Genomic DNA, 21311 nt, shown 5'->3' with positions numbered 1-21311 from the left:
TATCTATCTACTACATCCACTGGCATTGCATCAGCGAAGGTGAGTCTTAGCCTCGTTCCAGATATAAATTTCGCTCGTAAAAGTTTACGCGAATCGCCAGCCTATGCTCCGTACCGTGTTCATCAATGGCAAGAAAGTGAAGCTTGTTTCCGTACTTGGAACCTTTACCGGCTTCCGAGTATTCGGACAGGGCTTGCACGACAGTTAGCTCGCCATCGCTCTGAATCTTCACATCATAATGTTCTCGACCCCATGTATGGGCGTCCGGAAAAAAGGTGTATACAAAAGGATCTCCGTTAGCCGGCAAGATCACAGTCACACTTTGTTTTTCAGGGCGAACAAGAATGACCTCCATATAATTGGTTTTTATTTCATTAAGTCTGTTACCCCCCGCAAACTTATGGTCAACGCCTTCTCCTACTCCGTCTACAACCCAATCGACCAGCTTGATCTGCTGCCCTCGCGGATAGAGCCCAAGACGATGGCTCCAGATTCGATTGCCGGGCAATTCATCGCCGCGCCGGGTTTGATACCAGCGAAATTCTTCGATGGAATACGCCGATGGAGGTTGTGCTTCGATGGTTACACTACTGTCATGAACACTGGAAAGTGTCGTTCCATTACTGAGAATCCTCTCACCGTTCAGCGACAGGCGCGCACCAATCTGGGTCGTCCCGGCGCTCGATGAGGATACCCAAAACGTTCGGACCTGCGGATGGACACTGTCATTTTCCGGATCGTTGTCGGGAGCGTCTCCGGCGGTGTTTGAAGGTCGTGCCTCAATCGTAAACCGCCCTTGATCGGTGCTTGCGGCCCAGCCGTCGCGCAACGTCTTGCCAGTGCTGTAGTGAATCAGTTCGATGCTTTCCATTACATCTGCAGGCACATGCATGGCATTGCCGTTGGCGTCTACCCCGGAAACCAGAACTTGTACTTTCACCTGCATCCGGCCATTACCAAACAGCGACTTGCTGCGAGTATTGTCGCTCGCATCAAACTTGACCTTCATAATGGCAAGTCCTGCAAGAATAGGCGCAGTAGTTTGCTGATCGTGTGTAGCATCCATGCTTTCGCTCATGACGTGTTCCTTCGAAGAGTGATATTTAAATGTCGACATCGAAAATATGCCAACAAAAAAATTACAGACCTTTCAAATAAACAGCAAAGCGAAAAATGTAAGAAACATACACTTGCAAACCTCTAGCGGCTTACAGACTTTTATCTGGCAAACAACTGTTTTCCGGCGACAAGCTTCAAGGCTCGTCGTTATAAACAAACTTGGGCATTTCCCAATGAAAACGGATGGCCAGCAGACGTAACAAGAACCCGCCGAACAGCGTAATCAGAATGGCTTGTTCACCGGGCACATTCAGATAAAGACACAGCATGTAGCACCATGCTGCGGCGAAGGAGACGCTCGCATACAGTTCGCGGCGAAAGATCAGCGGAATGTCGTTGCAGAAAATATCGCGCAAGATGCCACCGAACACCCCCGTGATCACGCCGCTGACCGACGCCACCAGCATGCCGTGGCCCATTTCCAGTGCGGTCATGCAGCCAATCAGGGTGAACGCCACCAGACCGACGGCGTCGAGTACCAGGAACAGCGAACGCAAGTGGCGCATCCAGCGCGCGGTGAACACGGTGAACATTGCTGCTACCGAAGTCAGCACCAGGTATTCCGGGTGTTTAACCCAGGTCAGCGGATAATGCCCGAGCAGCACATCGCGCACCGAGCCACCGCCCAAGGCTGTTACGCAGGCGATCAGTACCACGCCAAACCAGTCCATGCCGCGCCGCCCGGCAGACAGGGCGCCAGTCATGGCTTCAGCGGTGATGGCGATCAGATAGAGCATCAGCAACATGGTGGCGATCCAGGCAGGAAGGCGCGCAGTCTAGCCATTTCAGTGCGGCACCAAAAGGGGGCAATCGCAATGCCCGCCCCCATCGCCAGGCATCAGAACTTGATGAAATGCTTGCGGTAGTGCTGCAACTCGGCGATCGACTCACGGATATCGTCCAGCGCGAGGTGCGTGCTGCCCTTCTTGAAGCTGTCACGTACGTCCGGTGCCCAGCGCGCGGCCAGTTCCTTGAGCGTGGAGACGTCGAGGTTGCGATAGTGGAAATAGCTTTCCAGCGCTTTCATGTGGGTATAAAGGAAGCGGCGATCCTGACAGATGCTGTTGCCACAGATCGGCGACTTGCCCTTCGGTACCCATTTTTCCAGGAAGGCGATGGTTTCAGCTTCGGCTTCGGCCATGCTGATTCGGCTGTCACGCACGCGCTGGGTCAGGCCGGAGTTGCCGTGGGTGCGGGTGTTCCACTCGTCCATACGCGCGAGCACTTCGTCACTGTGGTGGATAGCGATCACCGGGCCTTCGGCCAAGGTGTTCAGATCACTGTCGGTGACGATGGTGGCCATCTCGATGATGACGTCGTTTTCCGGATCCAGACCGGTCATTTCCAGGTCGATCCAGATCAGGTTCTGCGGGTTTTGCATATGTCGGCTCCTAGGCAATGCTGCGCAGTTTAGCCTAGGCCGGTGGCCGGGCGTGCTAAACTCGCGGCCGTTTTACCTAATCGCTGCATTCTTCAGACGGAACACCCATGGCCAAACGCCAACTCAATCGTCGTCAAAACTGGCGCATCGAAAAGATTCAGGGCGAGCGCGCTGCACGCGCCGCCAAACGCGAGTCCTCGGCTGTCGAAGCCCTTGAGGGCGGCGACCTGGGCCCGGAACAGACCGGCCTGGTGATTGCCCACTTCGGTGTACAGGTCGAGGTCGAGGCCGTTGACGGTGATCAGGCCGGCCAGGTGTTCCGCTGCCACTTGCGCGCCAACCTGCCTGCGCTGGTAACCGGCGACACAGTCGTCTGGCGTGCCGGCAATCAGGGCATCGGGGTGATTGTTGCGCAACTGCCGCGCACCACCGAACTGTGCCGCCCGGACAGCCGTGGCCAGCTCAAACCGGTAGCCGCCAACGTCGACATGATCGTCATCGTCTTCGCGCCGCTGCCCGAGCCGCATGCCAACCTGATCGACCGCTATCTGGTTGCCGCCGAACACGCTGGCATCCGGCCGCTGCTGCTGTTGAACAAATTCGACTTGATCGACGAGCAGAACGCCCCAGCACTGAATGCGCTGCTGGCGGTGTACCGCACTCTCGGTTATCCGGTGCTGGAAGTGTCGGCGCACCACGGCAACGGCATGGAACAACTGCAACAGCAGCTCGACGGCCGCATCAGCGTGTTCGTCGGCCAGTCCGGTGTCGGCAAGTCATCGCTGGTCAACAGCTTGCTGCCTGAAGTGGAAACCCGTGTCGGGCCGTTGTCCGAGTTGTCCGGTCAGGGTACGCACACGACGACCACTGCGCGCCTGTTCCACTTCCCTGGCGGCGGTGAGTTGATCGACTCCCCGGGTATCCGCGAATTCGGCTTGGGTCACGTCAGCCGCGCCGATGTTGAAGCCGGTTTCATCGAGTTCAATGACCTGCTCGGCACCTGCCGCTTTCGCGACTGCAAACACGACCGCGAACCCGGTTGTGCACTGCTCAAGGCGCTGGAAGATGGCCGCGTGCAGCAGCAGCGGATGAACAGCTACCGCTCGATCATCGCCAGCCTGCCGGAAAACGGCTACTAAACATCTGCACCGGCAGTACCTCGCCCGAGGGCTGCCGGATGTCGGACTGCGCCTGACAACCCCCCGATTCCGTTAAACGCCAGACTTTTCTTACAGGCCCGCACACGCCTGCTTGCAGGACATTTCTCTTTCACCGCCCAGCCCTTGTAGGCAAGCTCCAGATGCCTAGATTGGGGTCCTCCTTCGCACCTTCGCGACCTTCGAGGAACCCCATGCAGACCTATCACCTGTTCATCAGCCATTCGTGGAACTACGCCCACGCTCACGACAATCTGGTACGCCTGCTCGGCGCCAGGCCGGATTTCAGTTTCAAGAATTTTTCCGTGCCGCCACATAACCCGATCATGGGCGCGCAGACCGACAAGCAGCTCGAAGAAGCCATCGAAAACAAGATTCGCCCCTGCTCGGCGGTACTAATCATGGCCGGGATGTATTCGACCTACAGCAAGTGGATCAACAAGGAAATCGAGATCGCCAAACGCATGGGCAAGGTGATCATCGCGATCAAGCCATTCGGCGCCGAGCGCATTTCCGCCGTGGTACGTGACGCGGCACACGCCGAATGCGCGTGGAACACCAATAGCATCGTCAGCGCGATTCGCCTGCATACGGCGGTGTGATCATGCGCAAGGGACTGTTTATCGGCATCAACCACTACGACTACGTCTCACCGTTGAGCGGTTGTAACAACGACGCAATGGCCATGGCTTCGGTATTGGAGCGTCACGCCAACGGGCGCCCGAACTTCAGCAGCAAAGTGCTGACGTCGGCCGAAGAACAACTAACGCTCAAACTCATGAAACAGCAGATCCAGAGCCTGTTCTCAGGCGACTGTGACGTGGCACTGCTGTACTTCGCCGGTCATGGGCAGTTCGACACCAGCATCGACGAAGGACTACTGATTCCCCAGGACTATCAGCCTGGCGGAGACGGTATCCGCATCAGCGACATTCTGGAATGGGCGGACAAGGCCCCGCACATCAAGAATAAAATCATCATTCTCGATTGCTGCCAGGCCGGTGCAGCAGGCGCCCTGCGCAACCTGCGCGGCGGCAGCAGTGTGATCGGCGAAGGCGTGACCATTCTCACCGCCTGCAAAAAAGAACAGTACGCCCTGGAAAGCCGCGGTCACGGGGTATTTACGGATCTGTTGCTGCAAGCGCTGCATGGTGGCGCTGCCAACGTACTCGGCAAGGTCACCCCCGGTAGCGTCTATTCGTTTGTCGACAATGCGCTGGGAGCCTGGGAACAGCGTCCGGTATTCAAGACCAATGTCTCGCAGTTTGTGCCGCTACGCGAGGTCGCGCCGCTGATCGCCGAAGAAACCCTGCGCAAACTCAAGGACTGGTTCCCGGAACCGAGCTTCGTTTTCAGACTCGACCCCAGCTACGAGCCCACCGAAGCGCTGTTCAACCCCGAGCACGGCGACATCTTCAAGCAACTGCAAATGTGCAATCGCCACAGCCTGATCGAGCCCGTGGACGCCGAACACATGTACTACGCCGCCATCAACTCCACCGGCTGCCGCCTCACCGCCCTCGGCGCCTACTACCGCGAACTCGCCATAAAAGGACACTTCTGATGCCCGTATTCATCAGCTACCGCCACATGGATCGCGCCCACGCCATCGCCATCAATAGCCGCCTGATCCAGGCCAACATCAAAACCTACCTCGACGTGCTCGACCCCGAGTCGCAGACCACCGACGACATCACTGGGGTCATCACCCGCAACATCACCGAATGCACGCACCTGCTGGCAGTGGTCTCGGAAAAGACTGCGTTATCGTGGTGGGTGCCGTTCGAAATTGGCGAAGCGACCATCAGCAACCGGCGGATCTGCTCGTTCAAGACCGGGCCGACGGAGCTGCCGCTGTATCTGGATAAGTGGCCGAAGCTGAGCACGGACAGTGATCTGAATTTTTTTATCGACGCGTATCGCGAGGAAGTGTCGAATAAACGCTCGATGACGCTGGATTCGAGCAATGAATCCTTTAGCGGCGCCTATAAGCGCAACGCCGAGATTTTCCACGAACAACTGAAGAACCGGATTCGGCGCGGGTTCTGACAGACGTAAAAAAGCCGCGATCATCTCGCGGCTTTTTTTTGCCTCACACGCTGGCCGGCGGTTTTGGCACAACTACCTTTGGCTCAGGCTTGCGAAACGCATACAGGTGCTGACGCACAATCCCGCCTGGCAGCTCCTTGCCAAACACGCCATAACGCACCGGCCATTCCTTTGGCGGCAGCTTGAACGTACCGAAGAGCATATCCACCAGCGGCGTGTGGATCGCGTAGTTTTTGTAGATGTAGTCCTTGTGCCGGGCGTGGTGCCAATGGTGATAGCGCGGCAGCACGATCAGGTAGTTCAGCCAGCCGCCGTTGATTCGCACGTTGGCGTGGGCCAGTACCGCTTGAACACCGACCAGGATTACATAGGCATTCAACGCTTGCGGCGCGAAGCCCAGCAGCATCAATGGCACCAGCACGCCAGTGCGGGTCAGCAGGATTTCAATGAAGTGCACGCGGGAGCCGGCGAGCCAGTCCATGTGCGTACTGGAGTGATGCACCGCGTGAATGCGCCACAGCCATGGCACTACATGGTAGAGCCGGTGCAGCCAGTACTGACCGAGATCGGCGACCAGTATCGCCAGCAGAAACTGCACAACGAGCGGCAGGCTTTGCACGCTCGCTTGCAAGCCCGGCGACACCGCCCAGCCGGCGATGTAACTCGACGAGGCGGTGATGAAGATCAGGATGAACTGCACCAGCATGTGGCTGACGAAAAAGTAGGTCAGGTCGGTGCGCCAGTGCGGGCGCAGGATGTTTTGCTCGGGGTCCTTGGAGTAGAGCTTTTCCAGAGGAATGAACACGATGGCCGACACCAGCAGCGCCAGCACAAACCAGTCCAGGCCGAGCGAGTACGGCGTCTGCCCGATCGCGCTGACCTGGACATTGGTACCGCCCAGAAACACTGCCAGCCCCGACGCCACCAATCCGGTAATCCCCAGACGTTTGCGCGTGTTGAGCAGGATATTCAGGGTGCCGAGGCTGAACGACAGCACCAGACCGAGCAACAGCGTGGTGCGCGCAAATTGCTCGTCATAGACCTTGCGCAGTTCAGCCGTGGTCAGCCATTCCGGGAAGAGAAAGCAGAGTACCGCCAACAGGCTCAACAGCCCAAGGGTGGCTGATATATAGCCACTGACCCGCCCCTCACCAAACTTGAAGGGTGCGTTGCCGTGCCGCTGAAAATAGGCTTTGAGTCTTTCCATAACTGATCTTCCGTGATTGCGAATACTGCGACTGCTCATTGCGACGCAGGCAGAAACAAAAAAGCCACGGTGACCGTGGCTTTTTGTGAATCACTGCTTGGGCGTGGGAGCCGGTGCAGTGACTGGCGGAGCAGCTGGAGCAGGCGGCGCACTCCCCGGCTCGGCCGGTTTCGGTGCGGCGTCGTCGAACAGATTCAACCGCTCGCGAAGCTCGTGCGCCGGCACCGGTTGCTGATCCGCCGGCAGCGCGTTCGGATCAACCGGTGTCGCCGGCGCGTTGCCGTTCTGACTCTGATCCGCCGGTTTAGCCGCGTCGGCACCTTGCGCACCTTCGATGGCCGCCTGGGCCTTCTTGGTCAGTACGACAATATCGATGCGGCGGTTGACCGGGTTGAACGGGTTTTCCTTGTCGAACAATGCCGACGAGGCGTAACCCACTACCCGCGCCACTTGCGCATCCGGATAGCTACCGGCAACCAAGGCACGCCGGGCAGCGTTGGCACGGTTGGCCGATAGCTCCCAGTTACCGTAATCACCGGTACCGATATAAGGCTTGGCATCAGTGTGGCCGCTGATGCTGATCTTGTTCGGCACCGCTTTGATGGTGTCGGCCATGGCCAGCAGGATGTCTTCGAAGTACGGCTTCAGGCGTGCAGAACCGGAGTCGAACATCGGCCGGTTCTCGGCGTCCATGATCTGGATGCGCAAGCCGTTCGGCGTGATTTCGAAGAGAATCTGGTCCTTGAACTTCTGCAGTTGCGGGTTCTCGTCGACCTTGTTCTGCAGTTCTTGCAGGAGCAGTTCGAGGCGTTCCTTCTCGACCTGTTCGGCCATGCCTTCAACCTGCTCGGTGTCGACCGTGACCTTGTCCGGTTGCGGCTGCGACTTCACTTCCGGGTTGAGGGTGTTTTCCGGCGCCAGGGTCGGCGTGCCGCCCAGGTCGATGATGTACGGCGTGCCGCTTTCGGAAAAGCCGACCGGGTCTTTGAAGTAACCGGCGATGGCGATCTTCTGCTCGGGCGTGGCGGTGGACAGCAGCCACAACACCAGGAAGAACGCCATCATCGCCGTGGCGAAGTCGGCGAAGGCGATTTTCCACGCCCCGCCGTGATGCCCGCCGGCTATGCGCTTGACGCGCTTGATGATAATCGGCTGATTATTTTCCATGACTTAGCGACCGCGAACGGCTTGTTCCAGCTCGGCAAAGCTTGGACGGTGGGCCGGGTACAGCACCTTGCGACCGAACTCGACCGCCAGCGACGGCGGCATGCCGGAAGCCGAAGCCACCAGCGAGGCCTTGATGGCTTCGTAGACGTTCAGCTCTTCCTTGGCATCGTGGGCCAGGGAATGCGCCAATGGGCCGAAGAAACCGTACGCTGCGAGAATACCGAAGAAGGTACCGACCAGTGCCGCACCGACGTGCAGGCCGATGGACTTCTGATCGCCTTCACCCAGCGAGGCCATGGTCACCACGATACCGAGTACCGCCGCGACGATACCGAAACCCGGCATGGCATCGGCGATGCCGTTCACCGCATGAGACGGATGTTCGAGGTCTTCTTTCAGGCTGTACAGTTCCATGTCGAACAAGCCTTCCAGCTCGTGCGGCGCCATGTTGCCGGACGACATGATGCGCAGGTAATCGCAGATGAACGCGGTCATGCGCTCGTCTTTGAGCACCGCCGGGTACTTGGCGAAGATCGGGCTCGCGGCGGCATCTTCGATGTCGCCTTCGATGGCCATCATGCCTTCGCGGCGGCTCTTGTTGAGGATCTCGTAGATCAGCCCGAGCACTTCCAGATAGAACGTGTGGCTGAAGCGCGAACTGAACATGCTCAAGGATTTCTTGAGCACGTGCATCGTCATGTAACCGGGGTTGGCCTGGAGGAATGCACCCAGTGCCGCACCACCGATGATCATCACCTCGAAGGGCTGGATCAGGGCGGCAATCTTGCCGTGGGAGAGCACGTATCCGCCGAGCACGCTCGCGAATACGACGATGATGCCGATAATTTTAGCCATAGGTAGAAAGTACTTATTTAAGTCGGGTTCAAGGTCATATTCGGAAGTTAAAAAATCTCTTCTTCTACTTATCGGCAAAACTGCGCCAGACTATAGCCAGTTCAGGCGAAAAGCCAATTTAGCCCATGCCGGGCGCGTCTACAGTCAGTGAAGATCCCGTCCAGACATGGCTAATGAAACGAACGTCCCACACGCAAAACCGACCACGCTCGACGGCTGGGTCAAGCTGCTCGACAGCGTCCGGCTGCCCGTGCCGCAAGAGGCTCACGACAAAGTCTGTCGGGCGATCCGCGACAATCGCAGCTCGCTGCGCGACATCGCCGACCTGATGCAGGACAGCCCGGCACTGGCCTTGAGCATCATCCGTGAGGCGAATCGTCACACCCACGGCACCATGGCCGCACCGGCGGAAAATCTCGAGGTGGCGATCAACCGTCTCGGCCTGGCGCGGACTGAAGAATTGCTCGCGCGCCTGCCGGCTGAACCGCAGATGCAAATCCCCAAAGCCCTGCGCCAATTGCAGATGATCAGCCAGCACGCGACGCAACAGGCCAACGGTTTTTTCGCCAGTCGCCTGGCGCGGCTGTGGCAGGACATTCATTGGGGCAGCCTGTTGTTTTTGTCGCCGCTGTGGCCATTGGCGCTGACTTATCCGCAATTGCTCGAAGAATGGGAACTGCGGGTTATCCACAAGGGCGAATCGGCGCGCGTGGTTGAAAAGCAATTGTTCGGCGCACGCCTGCTGAAAATCGCCGAGGCGCTGGTGCAAGTCTGGCACCTGCCGATCTGGGTGCAGCAGGGTTATAAGCTGCTGCTGAGTGAACAGCGCGAACTGGTCAAAGTGCTGCGCATCGCCCGCGACAGCGAACATCCGTTGCGCCAGCAAAACCGCCTCGATGACGACCCGACCCTGCGCCGCTGGCTCAACCAGCCGGCCAACACCGTGCTGCTGGCCAACGGCCTGGCACTGTCGGCGCAACAGGCGTGGGACAGTCCGCACAGCGAACGCTGGCAGTACCTGACCAGCCTTTATCTGCAGATTTCCATGGATGAAGTGCAACAACAGTTGCACCAGCAAGCCGCCAACAGCGCGCGCCATCATGCGATGCCCGACCTGTGGCATCCGGCGGTTTCGTTGCTGTGGCCATGGGGCACCCATCGTTTGCCAGCCGGCATGCTGCCCGCAGCTGCGCCAACCTCGGAAGATCTGACGCAATGGCGCCAGCAATGCGCCGAGCTATTGGCCGAGCCAAGCCGCTTCACCAATGCCATGAGCCTGACCGTCGCCGCTCGCGATGCGCTGGTTGCCAGCGGCATGCGCCGGGTGATGATCCTGATGGCCGATCGCACACAGTCCAATCTGCGCGTGAATCAAACCACCGGGCTGCCGAAAGAAGCGGCGGCGCTGAATTTCGTCGTCAGCCAGAGCAAGGTCTTGCAACGGCTGCTCGCGCAACAGGCGCAGGTGCGGATCAATCCCGAGAACAACGCTCAGTTCTCCGCTCTGCTGCCAGCGAGCCTGCGCACCCTGTTTCGTGGCGAGCATCTGCTCCTGCGTTCCCTGGTCAATAACGGCCGGGTGATCATGATTGTCGTCGCCGACCAGGGCGGCGGGCCGTTCGCCGATATCACCGTGCAAGCCTTTGGCAAAACCGCACAGTGCATCGAAAAAGCCCTGCACAGCTTTAGCAGCCGCGGCCGATGAGGCTGCGCTACAATCCTCCCCTTTGTGCTCTGGAGACCTCACATGTCTGACTTCTCTGGCTTGCCGCTCGTCATCGAGGCGAGCGACCTGCTCCCGCGTCTCGATTCCCCTGAACTGATTCTGGTGGACCTGACCAGCCCTGCCCGTTATGCCGAAGGTCACTTTCCCGGCGCACGCTTTGTCGACCCGAAACGCACCCAGCTTGGCCAGCCACCGGCGCCGGGCTTGTTGCCGGCCAAAGGCGACCTGGAAGCGTTGTTCGGTGAACTGGGCCATCGCAAAGATGCGGTCTACGTGGTCTATGACGACGAAGGCGGCGGTTGGGCCGGGCGTTTCATCTGGCTGCTCGACGTGATCGGTCACGACAAATATCACTACGTTGACGGCGGTCTGCCGGCGTGGCTGGCGGCCGGCATGCCGATGTCGATCCAGGTTCCGCCTGCAGTGGGCCGCCCTGTGCCATTGACCCTGCATGAAGAACCGACCGCGACCCGTGAATACCTGCAAAGCCGCCTCGGTGCTGCCGATCTGGCGATCTGGGATGCGCGCGGGCCGCTGGAGTATTCCGGTGAGAAAGTGCTGGCCGCCAAGGCTGGGCACATCCCCGGCGCGGTCAATTTCGAATGGACGGCCGGCATGGACAAGGCCCGCCAGTTGCGCATTCGCACAGACATGCCGCAGATCCTCGAAAACCTCGGGATCACCAAGGACAAAGAAATCATTACCCACTGCCAGACCCATCACCGGTCGGGCTTCACTTATCTGGTGGCCAAATCCCTCGGTTATCCGCGGGTCAAGGGCTACGCCGGTTCCTGGGGCGAATGGGGCAACCACCCTGACACGCCAGTCGAGATTTAAGGTTTTTAAGGACAACTAATGAAAGAGCGTCTGTTTATCCTCAGCCAGTACCTGCTGCCTCATCACCTGCTATCGCGTCTGGCCGGCTGCATTGCCGAATGCCGCGTGCGCTGGTTCAAGAATGCCTTCACCCAATGGTTCGCCAAGCGCTACCAGGTGGACATGTCGCAAGCGCTGGTCGAAGACCTCACTGCCTACGAGCACTTCAACGCCTTCTTCACCCGGGCCTTGAAAGAAGGTGCGCGTCCACTGGACGAAACCCCGGGCGCGATCCTCAGCCCGGCCGACGGTGCGGTCAGCCAGCTTGGCCCGATCGAACACGGTCGCGTGTTCCAGGCCAAGGGCCACAGCTTCAGCGTGCTGGAACTGCTCGGCGGTGATGCGGCTAACGCTGCACCGTTCATGGGCGGCGACTTCGCCACCATTTACCTGTCGCCTAAGGACTACCACCGCGTGCACATGCCGCTGGCCGGCACCCTGCGCGAAATGGTCTACATCCCGGGCCGGATCTTCTCGGTCAACCAGACCACCGCAGAAAACGTTCCGGAACTGTTCGCCCGCAACGAGCGCGTGGCGTGCATTTTCGACACCGAGCGTGGGCCGATGGCCGTGGTGCTGGTGGGTGCGATGATCGTCGCTTCGATCGAAACCGTGTGGGCCGGCCTGGTCACCCCACCGAAGCGCGAGCTGAAAACCTTCCGCTACGACGAAGCCGCCCGTGCGCCGATCCATCTGGAAAAAGGTGCTGAACTTGGGCGCTTCAAGCTGGGTTCGACCGCGATCGTACTGTTCGGGCCGGATCAGGTGAAATGGGCTGAAGAACTGGTGGCGGGTTCGCCAGTGCAGATGGGCCAAGGCCTGGCACTGCCAAAAGCCTGAACATGATGTGAGCCACTGATCCGCCCGTTCGCACGTCTGCGAATGGGCGGAGACAACTCGGTGGTGCCGTTACTCTATTTGCCCACGGAAGCCGATCGGGCCTTCGTTGGCATAGGTATTGGTGCCACTGAGGTTTTTCCCTCCATCACTGGACGTGACGCTCAACGCGATAACGTTCTGATTGTCCCGGCCGCCAATCACCCACTTGCCGCCCGGATGCCATGGGGCATCATTGCCACCCCACTGATTCTCGACGTTGTACTGGTTCTGACCGGTGCGTTGCGCTTTGAAGCCAATGGGACCTTCCCCGGCATAGGTCATGGTGCCGGTGAACGTTTTACCGTCATCGCGCGACTTGATCTCGATCGCGACGACATTCTGGTTGTCCCGCCCGCCGAGTACCCAGGTTCCACCCGGATGCCACGGCGCCGAACTGCCACCCCATTGATTTGCCACTGCATATTTAGACATGAACCTCATCTCCTTGAAGTTTCGGGAGACCTGCCCGAGGTTGACGGCAGGCCGTGCAACCGTGCGTTTCCGATCGCACGTCTGAGAGACTAGTAGGGCTTGGGGAATGGCATCCGGCCAGCAGACCAGCGGTCAAAAAGTCTGACGCTACCCAGCGAAACAGACCACAGCTGCTAGAGTTTTGGGCATTGCCCCTTCCGCCGCCGGAGCCCGTCAAGGCATGAGTGAGTCTCGTCCCCAACCCTCCCTGAGCGCCCCGACCCCGACGCAAACGCGTCTGTCGTTTTGCGAAGCAACGCCGCGCGACCTCAAGCGCTGGATCGCCGGCCTGCCCAAGGCCAACATCGGTGAAACCGCCCGCCTGCTGTATCAAGGCCTGGGCGAACTCAATCAATTGCTCACCCCCAGTGACAATCGCCTCAACCTGCTGGAGCTGCTGCGACCCGAAGTGTATTTCGTCTGCCAGCATCTGGAACGGCACTTCCTGCATCAGGCGATCATGCTCGACGAGCGTTCACGCAAGATCAGCAATTTGTGCCAGGCGCTGCAAAGCCATCTGGCCGTCGGCTACAAACAGATCGTGTTGCGGATTGCGCCGAAGTACAGCAAGGATCGCGCGATATTGGTCAGCACGGCCCTGCAACGGGCGGCCCATGCTCTCAAGGGTCAACTGCTGCGTGCGACGCAACTGTACAGCGCGGCACCGGAGCAGGTGTGGTTCGAACTGCATCAGTTGTATCGCATCGCCTGCGAACTGCAACTGCAACAGCGCCGGGTCCACGACGATCTCGCCAGCCTCACCACCGAACTCACGCTTGAACAGACTTACATCGCCGCCCTGCTCCTGGGCAGTGCCCGCTGCAATCAATTGCGGCAGAACCAGATCGCCCGATTGGCTGAAGTACTCGAACCGTGGAGCACCCTGCTCAAATTGCATCCCGGTCGTTCAAGCGAAGGCCTGTTTGCGATCAGCCCGGCGATCGATGCCGGCCCGCGCTACCGCAACATGTTTCGCAGCGAAGAACAGGCCGGATTGCTCGGCTTCGATCCGCAGCCGCTGGTGAACGCCATCGAAGCGCATTTGCAGCATCAGCCCGCATCGACGCCGCTGCCCGTTCCGCCCGGGCTCAGCTTCGACACCCTGCAACACCTGCATGCCACCTGGGGACAAGCCGCCGAGCGCAGCTTTCAGCGCACCGTCGGCCAAGGCCATCTGACCGTGTGCGTGGGCATGAGCGCCCTGCACTTTTATCTGGGTGGCGAGCGCAGTTTCAGCGAGCTGCTCAAACACCCCGGAACGCGCTCGGCGAATTTCAGCAGTGCCGTCGCCAAAGGTGAAAAGGACAGTTGGAGCCAGGCTTTCGACGCCGCACCGCAAAGCAAAACTGATGAATTTTTGCCTTACGAGGAAATCCAGTACGACCATTTGCTCGAGGATGAAAGCGGCACGGACAGTACGCCCCATTACCCGACCCATGCCCTGCCGGTGATCAATCACAGCCCCGGTGGATATTGCCTGGCGTGGCCAAATGAAGTGCCCGCCGAGCTGCAGGCCGGGGAAATGCTCGGCATTCAGGACAGTGTCAGTCTGGGCTGGAGCATTGCGGTCATTCGCTGGATCCGCCAGGTGCGCGGCGGCGGCACGCAAATGGGCATTGAGCTGGTGGCGCCACATGCCCAGCCTTGCGGCCTGCAACTGGTGCGCTCACGGGACGATCACAGTCAGTATCTGCGCGGATTATTGTTACCGGAGATCAGTGCGATAGATTTGCCGGCAACCTTGCTGGCGCCGCGCTTGCCGTTTCAGGAAGGCAGTAAAGTGCTGATCAACACCCAAGGCGAAGAACACCGCGCCGGGCTGGATCGACGGGTGGCGAGTACGCACAGTTTCAATCAGTTCGCCTATCGTTCGCTGGAAACCGCGCGCAATGCCGGGAGCGAAGAGGATTTTGATTCGTTGTGGAAGTCGCTTTAAGTGCCCGCCGATGGATCGGCGGCGCAACCTTCGCGAGCAGGCTCGCTCCCACATTGGAATACATTTCAACTGTGGGAGCGAGCCTGCTCGCGAAGAGGCCAAGTCAGGCGATAGAGATCTCAGAGCTGCCCGTCGCGATCACGGAAACCCAGCAGATACAACACGCCATCCAGCCCCAACGTCGAAATCGCCTGCTTCGCCGACTGCTTAACCAACGGCTTGGCACGGAACGCTACGCCCAAACCGGCAATCGCCAGCATCGGCAGGTCATTCGCACCGTCGCCGACCGCGATGGTCTGCTCCAGACGCAAACCTTCCTTGTGTGCCAGCTCTTTGAGCAAATCAGCCTTGCGCTGCGCGTCGACGATCGGCTCGATCGCCACGCCGGTACACTTGCCATCGACCACTTCCAGTTCGTTGGCAAACACATAGTCGATGCCGAGTTTGGCCTGCAATTGCTTGGCGAAATAGGTGAAGCCACCGGACAGGATCGCGGTCTTGTAGCCCAGACGCTTGAGTTCAGCGAACAGCGTTTCGGCGCCTTCGGTCAGACGCAGCGAAGCGCCGATCGAGTCCAGCACGCTGACATCCAGACCTTTGAGCAAGGCCAGACGCTCTTTGAAACTGGCGCGGAAATCCAGCTCGCCGGCCATGGCCCGCTCAGTGATTTCGGACACCTGCTCGCCCACGCCGGCAGCCTTGGCCAGCTCGTCAATGACCTCGGCCTCGATCAGCGTCGAGTCCATGTCGAACACCGCCAGACGACGGTTGCGCCGGAACAGCGAATCTTCCTGGAAGGCGATGTCGACGTTCAGCGCTTGGGCAACGCTGAGGAATTCGGCACGCAGCGCCTGTGGATCGGCGGCTTCGCCACGCACGGAGAACTCGATGCAGCCCTTGCCCTTGTCCGCTGGCGTGTCCAGTGGCATGCGACCCGACAGACGGTCGATGTGATCGATATTCAGGCCATATTTGGCGGTGATCGAGCTGACAGCCTGCAATTGGCCAGCGGTCACTTTGCGGGTCAACAGGGTGACGATGTGACGCTTCTTGCCCTGATTACCCACCCATTGTTGGTAATCCTCTTCGGACACCGGCGTAAAGCGTACCTGCTGGTCGAGCTCGTAGCCCTTGAACAGGATGTCCTTGAGCACCGACTTGCCTTGCTCGGAATCGGGGATTTCAACCAGGATGCCGAACGACAGGGTGTCGTGGATCACCGCCTGACCGATGTCGAGAATGTTCACACCACCTTGTGCCAGAACGCCGGTAATGGCCGCAGTCAGACCCGGACGGTCGACTCCCGTGATGTTAATCAGGACGATTTCGCGCAACGCGCACCCCCGCAACTGGAAAAAAACCGCATTCTACCCACTTTCAGTGACCATCGGGCACCGCGAGCGCTTTGCCGGTCTAGGGCCTGTCGCTATACTGCGCGTCAACTTCACGGACAAAAGAGCCGAGCTCAGTGAACCGGCCCACGCCAGTTAAAACCGATAACTTCTTCCTGCTGATCTTCCGTGCACTGCGCCACCGCCGTGTACCGATTGCATTGCGCATTGCCAGCCATAACGTGATCCTGGTCGCTCTGGCCCTGGTGATCTATGCCGGCGTGATGGGTTTGCAATTCAAGCAGGCCATGCACCAGCAGGCCGATGCGCTGGGCGAAAGCCTGACCACGCAGACCGCGACCTCGGCCACCGAGCTGTTGGTGTCCAACGACATCCTCAGCCTCAACGTGCTGCTCAACAATCTGACCAAGAACAAACTGGTGGCCCACGCGGCGATCTACAGCGTGGATAACCGCATCCTCGCCGAGTCCGGTCAGCGGCCCAAGCACAGCCTGCTGGGCGAAGCCGAGGGCATGTACGAGAGCAAGATCACGTTCCAGGACGTGACTGCCGGGCAACTGCGCATCAGCCTGGACATGGATCAGTTCCAGCAGCCGATGACCATCAGCCTGCAAAGCATGGGCATTCTCAGCGGGATCCTGTTGGCGCTGTCGCTGGCCCTGAGCCTGCGCATGGGCCGCTATCTGTCGACGCCGTTGCTGCAATTGCGTGTCTGGTTGCGACGCATCGACGAACACACGCCGGGCATTGATCGTCAGGATGAAATCGGCGATCTGGCGCGTCAGCTGCACGCCAACTACGCGCCAGAGCCTGCACCGGAACCGGAGCCTGAGTTCGAGGACGAAGAGGACGAGCCGGAATTCGAGGTGCGCAACTTGCGTGATCCGAGTTTCGACGAAACCCGTCCGATGGCCGCGCAGAAGCCTGCACCGCGACATCTGGTCAGCACCGTCGAAGACGATGATGACGATGACGCGTTCGCTGATCTGCGCGATGAATCGCTGGACGTTGCCCCACAACCGGTCGCCCGCAAGGCTACTCCGAGCGTGCCACAACACAGCGCTGTGCTGGCGGTACAACTGGGCTCACAGGAACAACTGCGCCGCTTGCCGCGGGCACGTCTGGAAGAATTGCAGGAGCGTTATCGTGACTGCCTCGATCAGGCTGCTTCGCTGTATCAGGGTGAAATCGAAACCCTCAACGACGGCAGCACGCTGATGCTCTTCCACACCGAAGACAGCGGTGACGATTACCTGACCAACGCAATCTGCTGCGGCGAGTTGCTGCGGGCCTTGGGTCATCAGTTGCAGATTGAAGTCGCAGACAGCGGCATCACCCTGCAACTGCAGCTGGGCCTGACCCTGGGCGATGAGTTGTTCGGCTTGAGTCAGATTGATCTGCTGCTGACCGATTCGGCGCAGGATGCGCTGGCCTTGTCGCAGCACAGCCGCAACCTGTTGCTGGTCGAACGCAAGATCAGTGACGATGCACTGATTCGTCAGCGTGCGCGGATCCGGCCGATCGCCAGCCCTGAAGGCGCTTGCTGCGTGGAGCGGTTGATGGAGCCATATCCGTCGATGCTGGAACGGCAACTGGCGCGGATGCATGAGCGTCGGGCGTAAGCCTTAGGCCTTAAGTCAGAAACACAGAAGCCCGCAGACGAGTGATTGTCTGCGGGCTTTTTTGTGGCCGGTGTTATCGAGATTGCAAGCACCCTGAAAAGCCCCTCACCCTAGCCCTCTCCCACAGGGAGAGGGGACCGATCCGGGATTATTGCCGGAATACACCGACCTGCACGTCCTGCTTTGAATCCATAACCGCCAGGATCGTTCAGGTCGATGCATGGCGCCAGACATCTCGGTCGGCCCCCTCTCCCTCAGGGAGAGGGCTGGGGTGAGGGGCTTTTGATCTTTCGCGCAGAACCCCAGACACAACAAAGCCCGCACAAGGCGGGCTCTGTTCTGACTCGATCCAGCTTAGAAGCGGAACACTTCCATATCTGTCCGAATCGGCGATGCCATCGGAATCTTCGGCTGCTTCTCGGCTTCCGCCGCCGGCGCTGCCGGTTTCGGTGCCGCTTTACGCGGTGCCTCGGCCACCGGTGGCTGATTGGCCAACGGCTTGAGCGCTACCGACAATTGCTCGGCCAGACGCTGCAGCAAAATGCCCTGGGCCTGAACCTGCGAAGCGGTACTGCCGGCATGCAGCTCTTGCAGATGAACGATGCGGTTATCGCGCACCTGACCACGACGATCAATCAGACGCCATTGAGCATCGAGAATCGCCGGTTGTTTCTGGCCAGAGTCCAGACGCGTGATGGTCAGCAACACCTGCACATCCGGAGTGAACCCCGTAGTGGCCGGTGCCAGCACTACACGCTGGCTGTCCAGATGGCCAGCAACCTGACGCATCAGCAACTGATCGATATCCGACGAAAGGCTGCCAGCCCAACGACCGTCTGTCGCTGCTTGCAGGCTGCCATCGGGTTGACGTTGCAGCAATGTCTCACGTTGCAGGTAATCGGCTACGACTACCGGACCCAAAAGAACCGCCATGCCCGCGCTTTGCGCAGGCTGAACCGGACTTCCGCTGTCCAGTTGATACAGCGACACCGGCTGGTGAACGCTGCAACCCGCCAGGCCCAAAACGCCGGCGAGCAGGAAAATAAGGGGGCGCAGAGCAGTCATCATCCCGTCCAGGTGGCCGCCACAAGGCTGACCACAGTGAAAATACTCAATAAATATGAAGAACGCTCGGCCACGCCGGCGCTTGGAAAGGCCATATCATCCGTGAATATGCGTTCCGACTCCAGCGCCAAAGCGTCGATCTACGCGTTAAATCGTAGATCCAACGCTCTAGGGCGCCTAATTGAGGTTTTCGACGAGCAGCGCATCCACTCTCTGGAAGCCCCTTGGCAGCTTATTGCCACGACGCCCACGCTCACCTTTGTAGTGTTCGAGGTCATCGGCCTTCAGCGACAGGGTGCGTTTTCCGGCCTGCAGCACCAAGGTGGCGCCTTCCGGAAGGACGGCGATGTCCGTGACATATTCTTCGCGACTGGCCACACGCTCACCGGAAATACCGATGATCTTGTTACCTTTGCCCTTACCTAATTGTGGCAGATCGCTGATTTTGAAGATCAGCAGGCGACCTTCGGTCGTGACCGAAGCCAGCCAGTTGTGCTCACGATCGGCCACCGGACGCGGCGCGATGACTTTGGCGTTGTTCGGCAGACTCAACAGGGCTTTACCGGCCTTGTTCTTGGCTTGCAGGTCTTCGCCCTTGACCACAAAACCGTAACCGGCGTCGGAAGCGATCACGTACAACGCGTCGTCTTCCGGCATCAGCACGCATTCGAAGCTCGCGCCGGGCGGTGGCGTCAGACGACCGGTCAACGGCTCGCCCTGGCCCCGAGCCGATGGCAGGGTGTGCGCGGCCACCGAGTAGCTGCGGCCAGTCGAGTCGATAAACACCGCAAACTGGTTGGAGCGCCCCGCTGCCGAGGTCTTGAAGCCGTCGCCGGCCTTGTACGACAGGCCGGTGGCGTCGATGTCATGACCTTTGGCCGAACGGATCCAGCCTTTTTCAGACAGCACCACGGTGACTTTTTCGTTCGGCAGCAGATCGTGTTCGGTCAGCGCCTTGGCTTCAGCGCGCTCGACGATTGGCGACCGACGGTCATCGCCGTAGGTTTCGGCGTCTTTCAACAGTTCGGTGCGCACCAGCTTCTTCAGCTTGGCTTCACTGCCCAGCAGGGCTTGCAGCTTGGCTTGCTCCTTGAGCAGTTCGTCCTGCTCGTCGCGCAGCTTCATCTCTTCCAGTCGCGCCAACTGACGCAGACGGGTGTCGAGGATGTAGTCGGCCTGAATCTCACTGAGGGCGAAACGCTCGATCAGCTTGGCCTTCGGATGCTCCTCGGTACGGATGATGTGAATCACTTCATCCAGGTTGAGGTAGGCGATCAGCAAACCGTCCAACAGGTGCAGACGACGCTCGACCTTGTCGAGGCGGAATTGCAGGCGGCGACGTACGGTCAGCACGCGGAATTCCAGCCACTCGACCAGCAGCGCTCGCAGGTTTTTCAGCTGCGGCTTGCCGTCCAGACCGATGATGTTGACGTTGACCCGGTAGGTCGACTCCAGCTCGGTGCTGGCGAACAAGTGCTGCATCAGCGCTTCATGATCGACGCGGCTGTTGACCGGAATGATCACGATGCGGCACGGATTTTCGTGGTCGGATTCGTCGCGCAGGTCAGCGATCTGCGGGGCTTTCGACGGCTTGGCCTGCATCAGCGCGGCGATCTGCTCCAGCACCTTGGCGCCGGACACCTGATGCGGCAGCGCGGTGACGATGATGTCGCCGTCCTCGACGTGGTACACGGCGCGCATGCGCACCGAGCCCTTGCCGGTTTCGTACATCTTCAGCAAGTCGGCGCGCGGCGTGATGATTTCCGCTTCGGTCGGATAGTCCGGACCCTGAATGTGTTCGCAGAGCTGCTCGACCGTGGCTTTCGGCTCATCGAGCAGACGCACGCAAGCGGTGGCGACTTCACGCAGGTTGTGCGGCGGCACGTCGGTGGCCATGCCCACGGCAATGCCGGTGGTGCCGTTGAGCAGGATGTTCGGCAGACGCGCCGGCAGCACCAACGGCTCTTGTAAGGTGCCGTCGAAGTTCGGGCCCCAGTCGGCAGTGCCCTGGCCGAGCTCGCTGAGCAGCACTTCGGAATACCGCGACAGACGTGCTTCGGTGTAACGCATGGCGGCGAAGGACTTCGGATCGTCCGGCGCACCCCAGTTACCCTGACCGTCGACCAGCGTGTAGCGATAGCTGAAAGGCTGCGCCATCAGCACCATCGCTTCGTAGCACGCCGAGTCACCGTGCGGGTGGAATTTACCGAGCACGTCACCGACGGTACGCGCCGATTTCTTGTGCTTGGAGTCGGCGTCCAGCCCCAGCTCGCTCATGGCGTAGACGATACGCCGCTGTACCGGTTTCAGGCCGTCGCCGATATGCGGCAGAGCACGGTCCATGATCACGTACATGGAGTAGTTGAGGTAGGCACTTTCGGTGAAGTCGGCCAACGAGCGGCGTTCTACACCGTCCAGGCTGAGATCAAGGGGGTTGCTCATGCAGGCC

General features: G+C 59.6%; 19 protein-coding genes. 9 read left to right on the top strand and 10 right to left on the bottom strand.

Translation table 11 applies throughout. From position 1 onward, the window contains the following. Positions 1 to 46: 46 nt before the first annotated feature. The 3 genes from HU754_RS03700 to orn form a co-directional block, all read right to left on the bottom strand. Complete coding sequence (locus tag HU754_RS03700; protein WP_186621158.1) at positions 47 to 1078, bottom strand: hypothetical protein; 1032 nt, start codon at positions 1076 to 1078, stop codon at positions 47 to 49. Positions 1079 to 1253: 175 nt separating this feature from the next. Continuing rightward, on the bottom strand, positions 1254 to 1865 hold the full coding sequence (locus HU754_RS03695; RefSeq protein WP_093430171.1) for a trimeric intracellular cation channel family protein: 612 nt from the start codon (positions 1863 to 1865) through the stop codon (positions 1254 to 1256). Between the two features lie 92 nt (positions 1866 to 1957). Beyond that, positions 1958 to 2500: an oligoribonuclease gene (gene orn / locus HU754_RS03690; protein WP_003221098.1), complete on the bottom strand. Its 543-nt coding sequence runs from the start codon at positions 2498 to 2500 to the stop codon at positions 1958 to 1960. A gap of 107 nt (positions 2501 to 2607) precedes the next feature. Between orn and rsgA the strand changes: the two genes are divergently transcribed. The 4 genes from rsgA (at position 2608) to HU754_RS03670 (ending at position 5706) form a co-directional block, all read left to right on the top strand. Beyond that, entirely contained in the window at positions 2608 to 3639 is a 1032-nt protein-coding gene (gene rsgA, locus HU754_RS03685) for a small ribosomal subunit biogenesis GTPase RsgA (RefSeq protein WP_016985702.1), read from the top strand. Positions 3640 to 3851: 212 nt separating this feature from the next. Continuing rightward, on the top strand, positions 3852 to 4259 hold the full coding sequence (locus HU754_RS03680) for a TIR domain-containing protein (protein ID WP_093430170.1): 408 nt from the start codon (positions 3852 to 3854) through the stop codon (positions 4257 to 4259). A 2-nt stretch (positions 4260 to 4261) separates the two neighbouring features. After that, positions 4262 to 5221 carry a caspase family protein gene (locus tag HU754_RS03675; RefSeq protein ID WP_099757835.1) on the top strand — a complete coding sequence of 320 codons (960 nt, stop codon included), beginning with the start codon at positions 4262 to 4264 and terminating at the stop codon, positions 5219 to 5221. Continuing rightward, positions 5221 to 5706: a toll/interleukin-1 receptor domain-containing protein gene (locus tag HU754_RS03670; protein ID WP_099757834.1), complete on the top strand. Its 486-nt coding sequence runs from the start codon at positions 5221 to 5223 to the stop codon at positions 5704 to 5706. Before HU754_RS03675 ends, HU754_RS03670 begins: the two co-directional genes overlap by 1 nt. A 43-nt stretch (positions 5707 to 5749) precedes the next feature. Here HU754_RS03670 and HU754_RS03665 read toward each other — a convergent pair whose 3' ends face one another. The 3 genes from HU754_RS03665 to motA form a co-directional block, all read right to left on the bottom strand. Further along, entirely contained in the window at positions 5750 to 6913 is a 1164-nt protein-coding gene (locus HU754_RS03665) for a sterol desaturase family protein (protein ID WP_099757833.1), read from the bottom strand. Between the two features lie 90 nt (positions 6914 to 7003). Next, positions 7004 to 8080 carry a flagellar motor protein MotB gene (motB, locus tag HU754_RS03660; RefSeq protein ID WP_186621160.1) on the bottom strand — a complete coding sequence of 359 codons (1077 nt, stop codon included), beginning with the start codon at positions 8078 to 8080 and terminating at the stop codon, positions 7004 to 7006. A gap of 3 nt (positions 8081 to 8083) precedes the next feature. Beyond that, positions 8084 to 8935, bottom strand: coding sequence for a flagellar motor stator protein MotA (gene motA, locus HU754_RS03655; protein ID WP_007952169.1), 852 nt, complete (start codon positions 8933 to 8935; stop codon positions 8084 to 8086). A 166-nt stretch (positions 8936 to 9101) separates the two neighbouring features. Between motA and HU754_RS03650 the strand changes: the two genes are divergently transcribed. The 3 genes from HU754_RS03650 to asd are packed head-to-tail and all read left to right on the top strand — an operon-like array spanning position 9102 to position 12377. Further along, the gene (locus tag HU754_RS03650; RefSeq protein WP_186621162.1) at positions 9102 to 10640 is read left to right on the top strand and encodes an HDOD domain-containing protein; all 1539 of its coding nucleotides are present in this window, start codon (positions 9102 to 9104) and stop codon (positions 10638 to 10640) included. Positions 10641 to 10682: 42 nt separating this feature from the next. Next, a complete protein-coding gene (rhdA, locus tag HU754_RS03645; RefSeq protein WP_186621164.1) occupies positions 10683 to 11498 on the top strand; it encodes a thiosulfate sulfurtransferase in 816 nt (271 codons plus the stop codon). An 18-nt stretch (positions 11499 to 11516) separates the two neighbouring features. Beyond that, positions 11517 to 12377 carry an archaetidylserine decarboxylase gene (gene asd / locus HU754_RS03640; RefSeq protein WP_186621165.1) on the top strand — a complete coding sequence of 287 codons (861 nt, stop codon included), beginning with the start codon at positions 11517 to 11519 and terminating at the stop codon, positions 12375 to 12377. A gap of 69 nt (positions 12378 to 12446) precedes the next feature. Here the strand turns inward: asd and HU754_RS03635 are convergent, their stop codons facing one another. After that, positions 12447 to 12848 (bottom strand): lectin OAA family protein, encoded by a 402-nt coding sequence (locus HU754_RS03635; protein WP_093430162.1) that lies wholly within the window; start codon positions 12846 to 12848, stop codon positions 12447 to 12449. A 220-nt stretch (positions 12849 to 13068) separates the two neighbouring features. Here HU754_RS03635 and HU754_RS03630 point away from each other — a divergent pair, with 220 nt between their 5' ends. Further along, a complete protein-coding gene (locus HU754_RS03630; protein ID WP_186621167.1) occupies positions 13069 to 14823 on the top strand; it encodes a cyclic-di-GMP receptor FimW-related protein in 1755 nt (584 codons plus the stop codon). Positions 14824 to 14942: 119 nt separating this feature from the next. Here the strand turns inward: HU754_RS03630 and serB are convergent, their stop codons facing one another. Beyond that, positions 14943 to 16157, bottom strand: coding sequence for a phosphoserine phosphatase SerB (gene serB, locus HU754_RS03625; protein ID WP_093430160.1), 1215 nt, complete (start codon positions 16155 to 16157; stop codon positions 14943 to 14945). Positions 16158 to 16291: 134 nt separating this feature from the next. Between serB and HU754_RS03620 the strand changes: the two genes are divergently transcribed. Beyond that, complete coding sequence (locus HU754_RS03620) at positions 16292 to 17797, top strand: AhpA/YtjB family protein (protein WP_186621169.1); 1506 nt, start codon at positions 16292 to 16294, stop codon at positions 17795 to 17797. A 354-nt stretch (positions 17798 to 18151) separates the two neighbouring features. On the opposite strand, the gene HU754_RS03615 is transcribed toward HU754_RS03620, so the two are convergent. Together HU754_RS03615 and parC are read right to left on the bottom strand one after the other, a co-directional pair. Next, positions 18152 to 18862 (bottom strand): PqiC family protein, encoded by a 711-nt coding sequence (locus tag HU754_RS03615; protein WP_186621171.1) that lies wholly within the window; start codon positions 18860 to 18862, stop codon positions 18152 to 18154. 177 nt (positions 18863 to 19039) lie between these two features. Beyond that, positions 19040 to 21304 carry a DNA topoisomerase IV subunit A gene (gene parC, locus HU754_RS03610; RefSeq protein ID WP_093430157.1) on the bottom strand — a complete coding sequence of 755 codons (2265 nt, stop codon included), beginning with the start codon at positions 21302 to 21304 and terminating at the stop codon, positions 19040 to 19042. Positions 21305 to 21311: the final 7 nt, after the last annotated feature.

The sequence above is a fragment of the Pseudomonas zeae genome (assembly GCF_014268485.2).
GTDB lineage: Bacteria > Pseudomonadota > Gammaproteobacteria > Pseudomonadales > Pseudomonadaceae > Aquipseudomonas > Aquipseudomonas neuropathica.
This window is presented reverse-complemented; position numbering and strand designations above follow the sequence as displayed.

Excerpts from the sequence above, each read along its gene's own strand:
- HU754_RS03700 (WP_186621158.1), bottom strand. The coding sequence starts at position 1,078 with ATGAGCGAAAGCATGGATGCTACACACGATCAGCAAACTACTGCGCCT.
- HU754_RS03695 (WP_093430171.1), bottom strand. The coding sequence starts at position 1,865 with ATGTTGCTGATGCTCTATCTGATCGCCATCACCGCTGAAGCCATGACT.
- orn (WP_003221098.1), bottom strand. The coding sequence starts at position 2,500 with ATGCAAAACCCGCAGAACCTGATCTGGATCGACCTGGAAATGACCGGT.
- rsgA (WP_016985702.1), top strand. The coding sequence starts at position 2,608 with ATGGCCAAACGCCAACTCAATCGTCGTCAAAACTGGCGCATCGAAAAG.
- HU754_RS03680 (WP_093430170.1), top strand. The coding sequence starts at position 3,852 with ATGCAGACCTATCACCTGTTCATCAGCCATTCGTGGAACTACGCCCAC.
- HU754_RS03675 (WP_099757835.1), top strand. The coding sequence starts at position 4,262 with ATGCGCAAGGGACTGTTTATCGGCATCAACCACTACGACTACGTCTCA.
- HU754_RS03670 (WP_099757834.1), top strand. The coding sequence starts at position 5,221 with ATGCCCGTATTCATCAGCTACCGCCACATGGATCGCGCCCACGCCATC.
- HU754_RS03665 (WP_099757833.1), bottom strand. The coding sequence starts at position 6,913 with ATGGAAAGACTCAAAGCCTATTTTCAGCGGCACGGCAACGCACCCTTC.
- motB (WP_186621160.1), bottom strand. The coding sequence starts at position 8,080 with ATGGAAAATAATCAGCCGATTATCATCAAGCGCGTCAAGCGCATAGCC.
- motA (WP_007952169.1), bottom strand. The coding sequence starts at position 8,935 with ATGGCTAAAATTATCGGCATCATCGTCGTATTCGCGAGCGTGCTCGGC.
- HU754_RS03650 (WP_186621162.1), top strand. The coding sequence starts at position 9,102 with ATGGCTAATGAAACGAACGTCCCACACGCAAAACCGACCACGCTCGAC.
- rhdA (WP_186621164.1), top strand. The coding sequence starts at position 10,683 with ATGTCTGACTTCTCTGGCTTGCCGCTCGTCATCGAGGCGAGCGACCTG.
- asd (WP_186621165.1), top strand. The coding sequence starts at position 11,517 with ATGAAAGAGCGTCTGTTTATCCTCAGCCAGTACCTGCTGCCTCATCAC.
- HU754_RS03635 (WP_093430162.1), bottom strand. The coding sequence starts at position 12,848 with ATGTCTAAATATGCAGTGGCAAATCAATGGGGTGGCAGTTCGGCGCCG.
- HU754_RS03630 (WP_186621167.1), top strand. The coding sequence starts at position 13,069 with ATGAGTGAGTCTCGTCCCCAACCCTCCCTGAGCGCCCCGACCCCGACG.
- HU754_RS03615 (WP_186621171.1), bottom strand. The coding sequence starts at position 18,862 with ATGACTGCTCTGCGCCCCCTTATTTTCCTGCTCGCCGGCGTTTTGGGC.
- parC (WP_093430157.1), bottom strand. The coding sequence starts at position 21,304 with ATGAGCAACCCCCTTGATCTCAGCCTGGACGGTGTAGAACGCCGCTCG.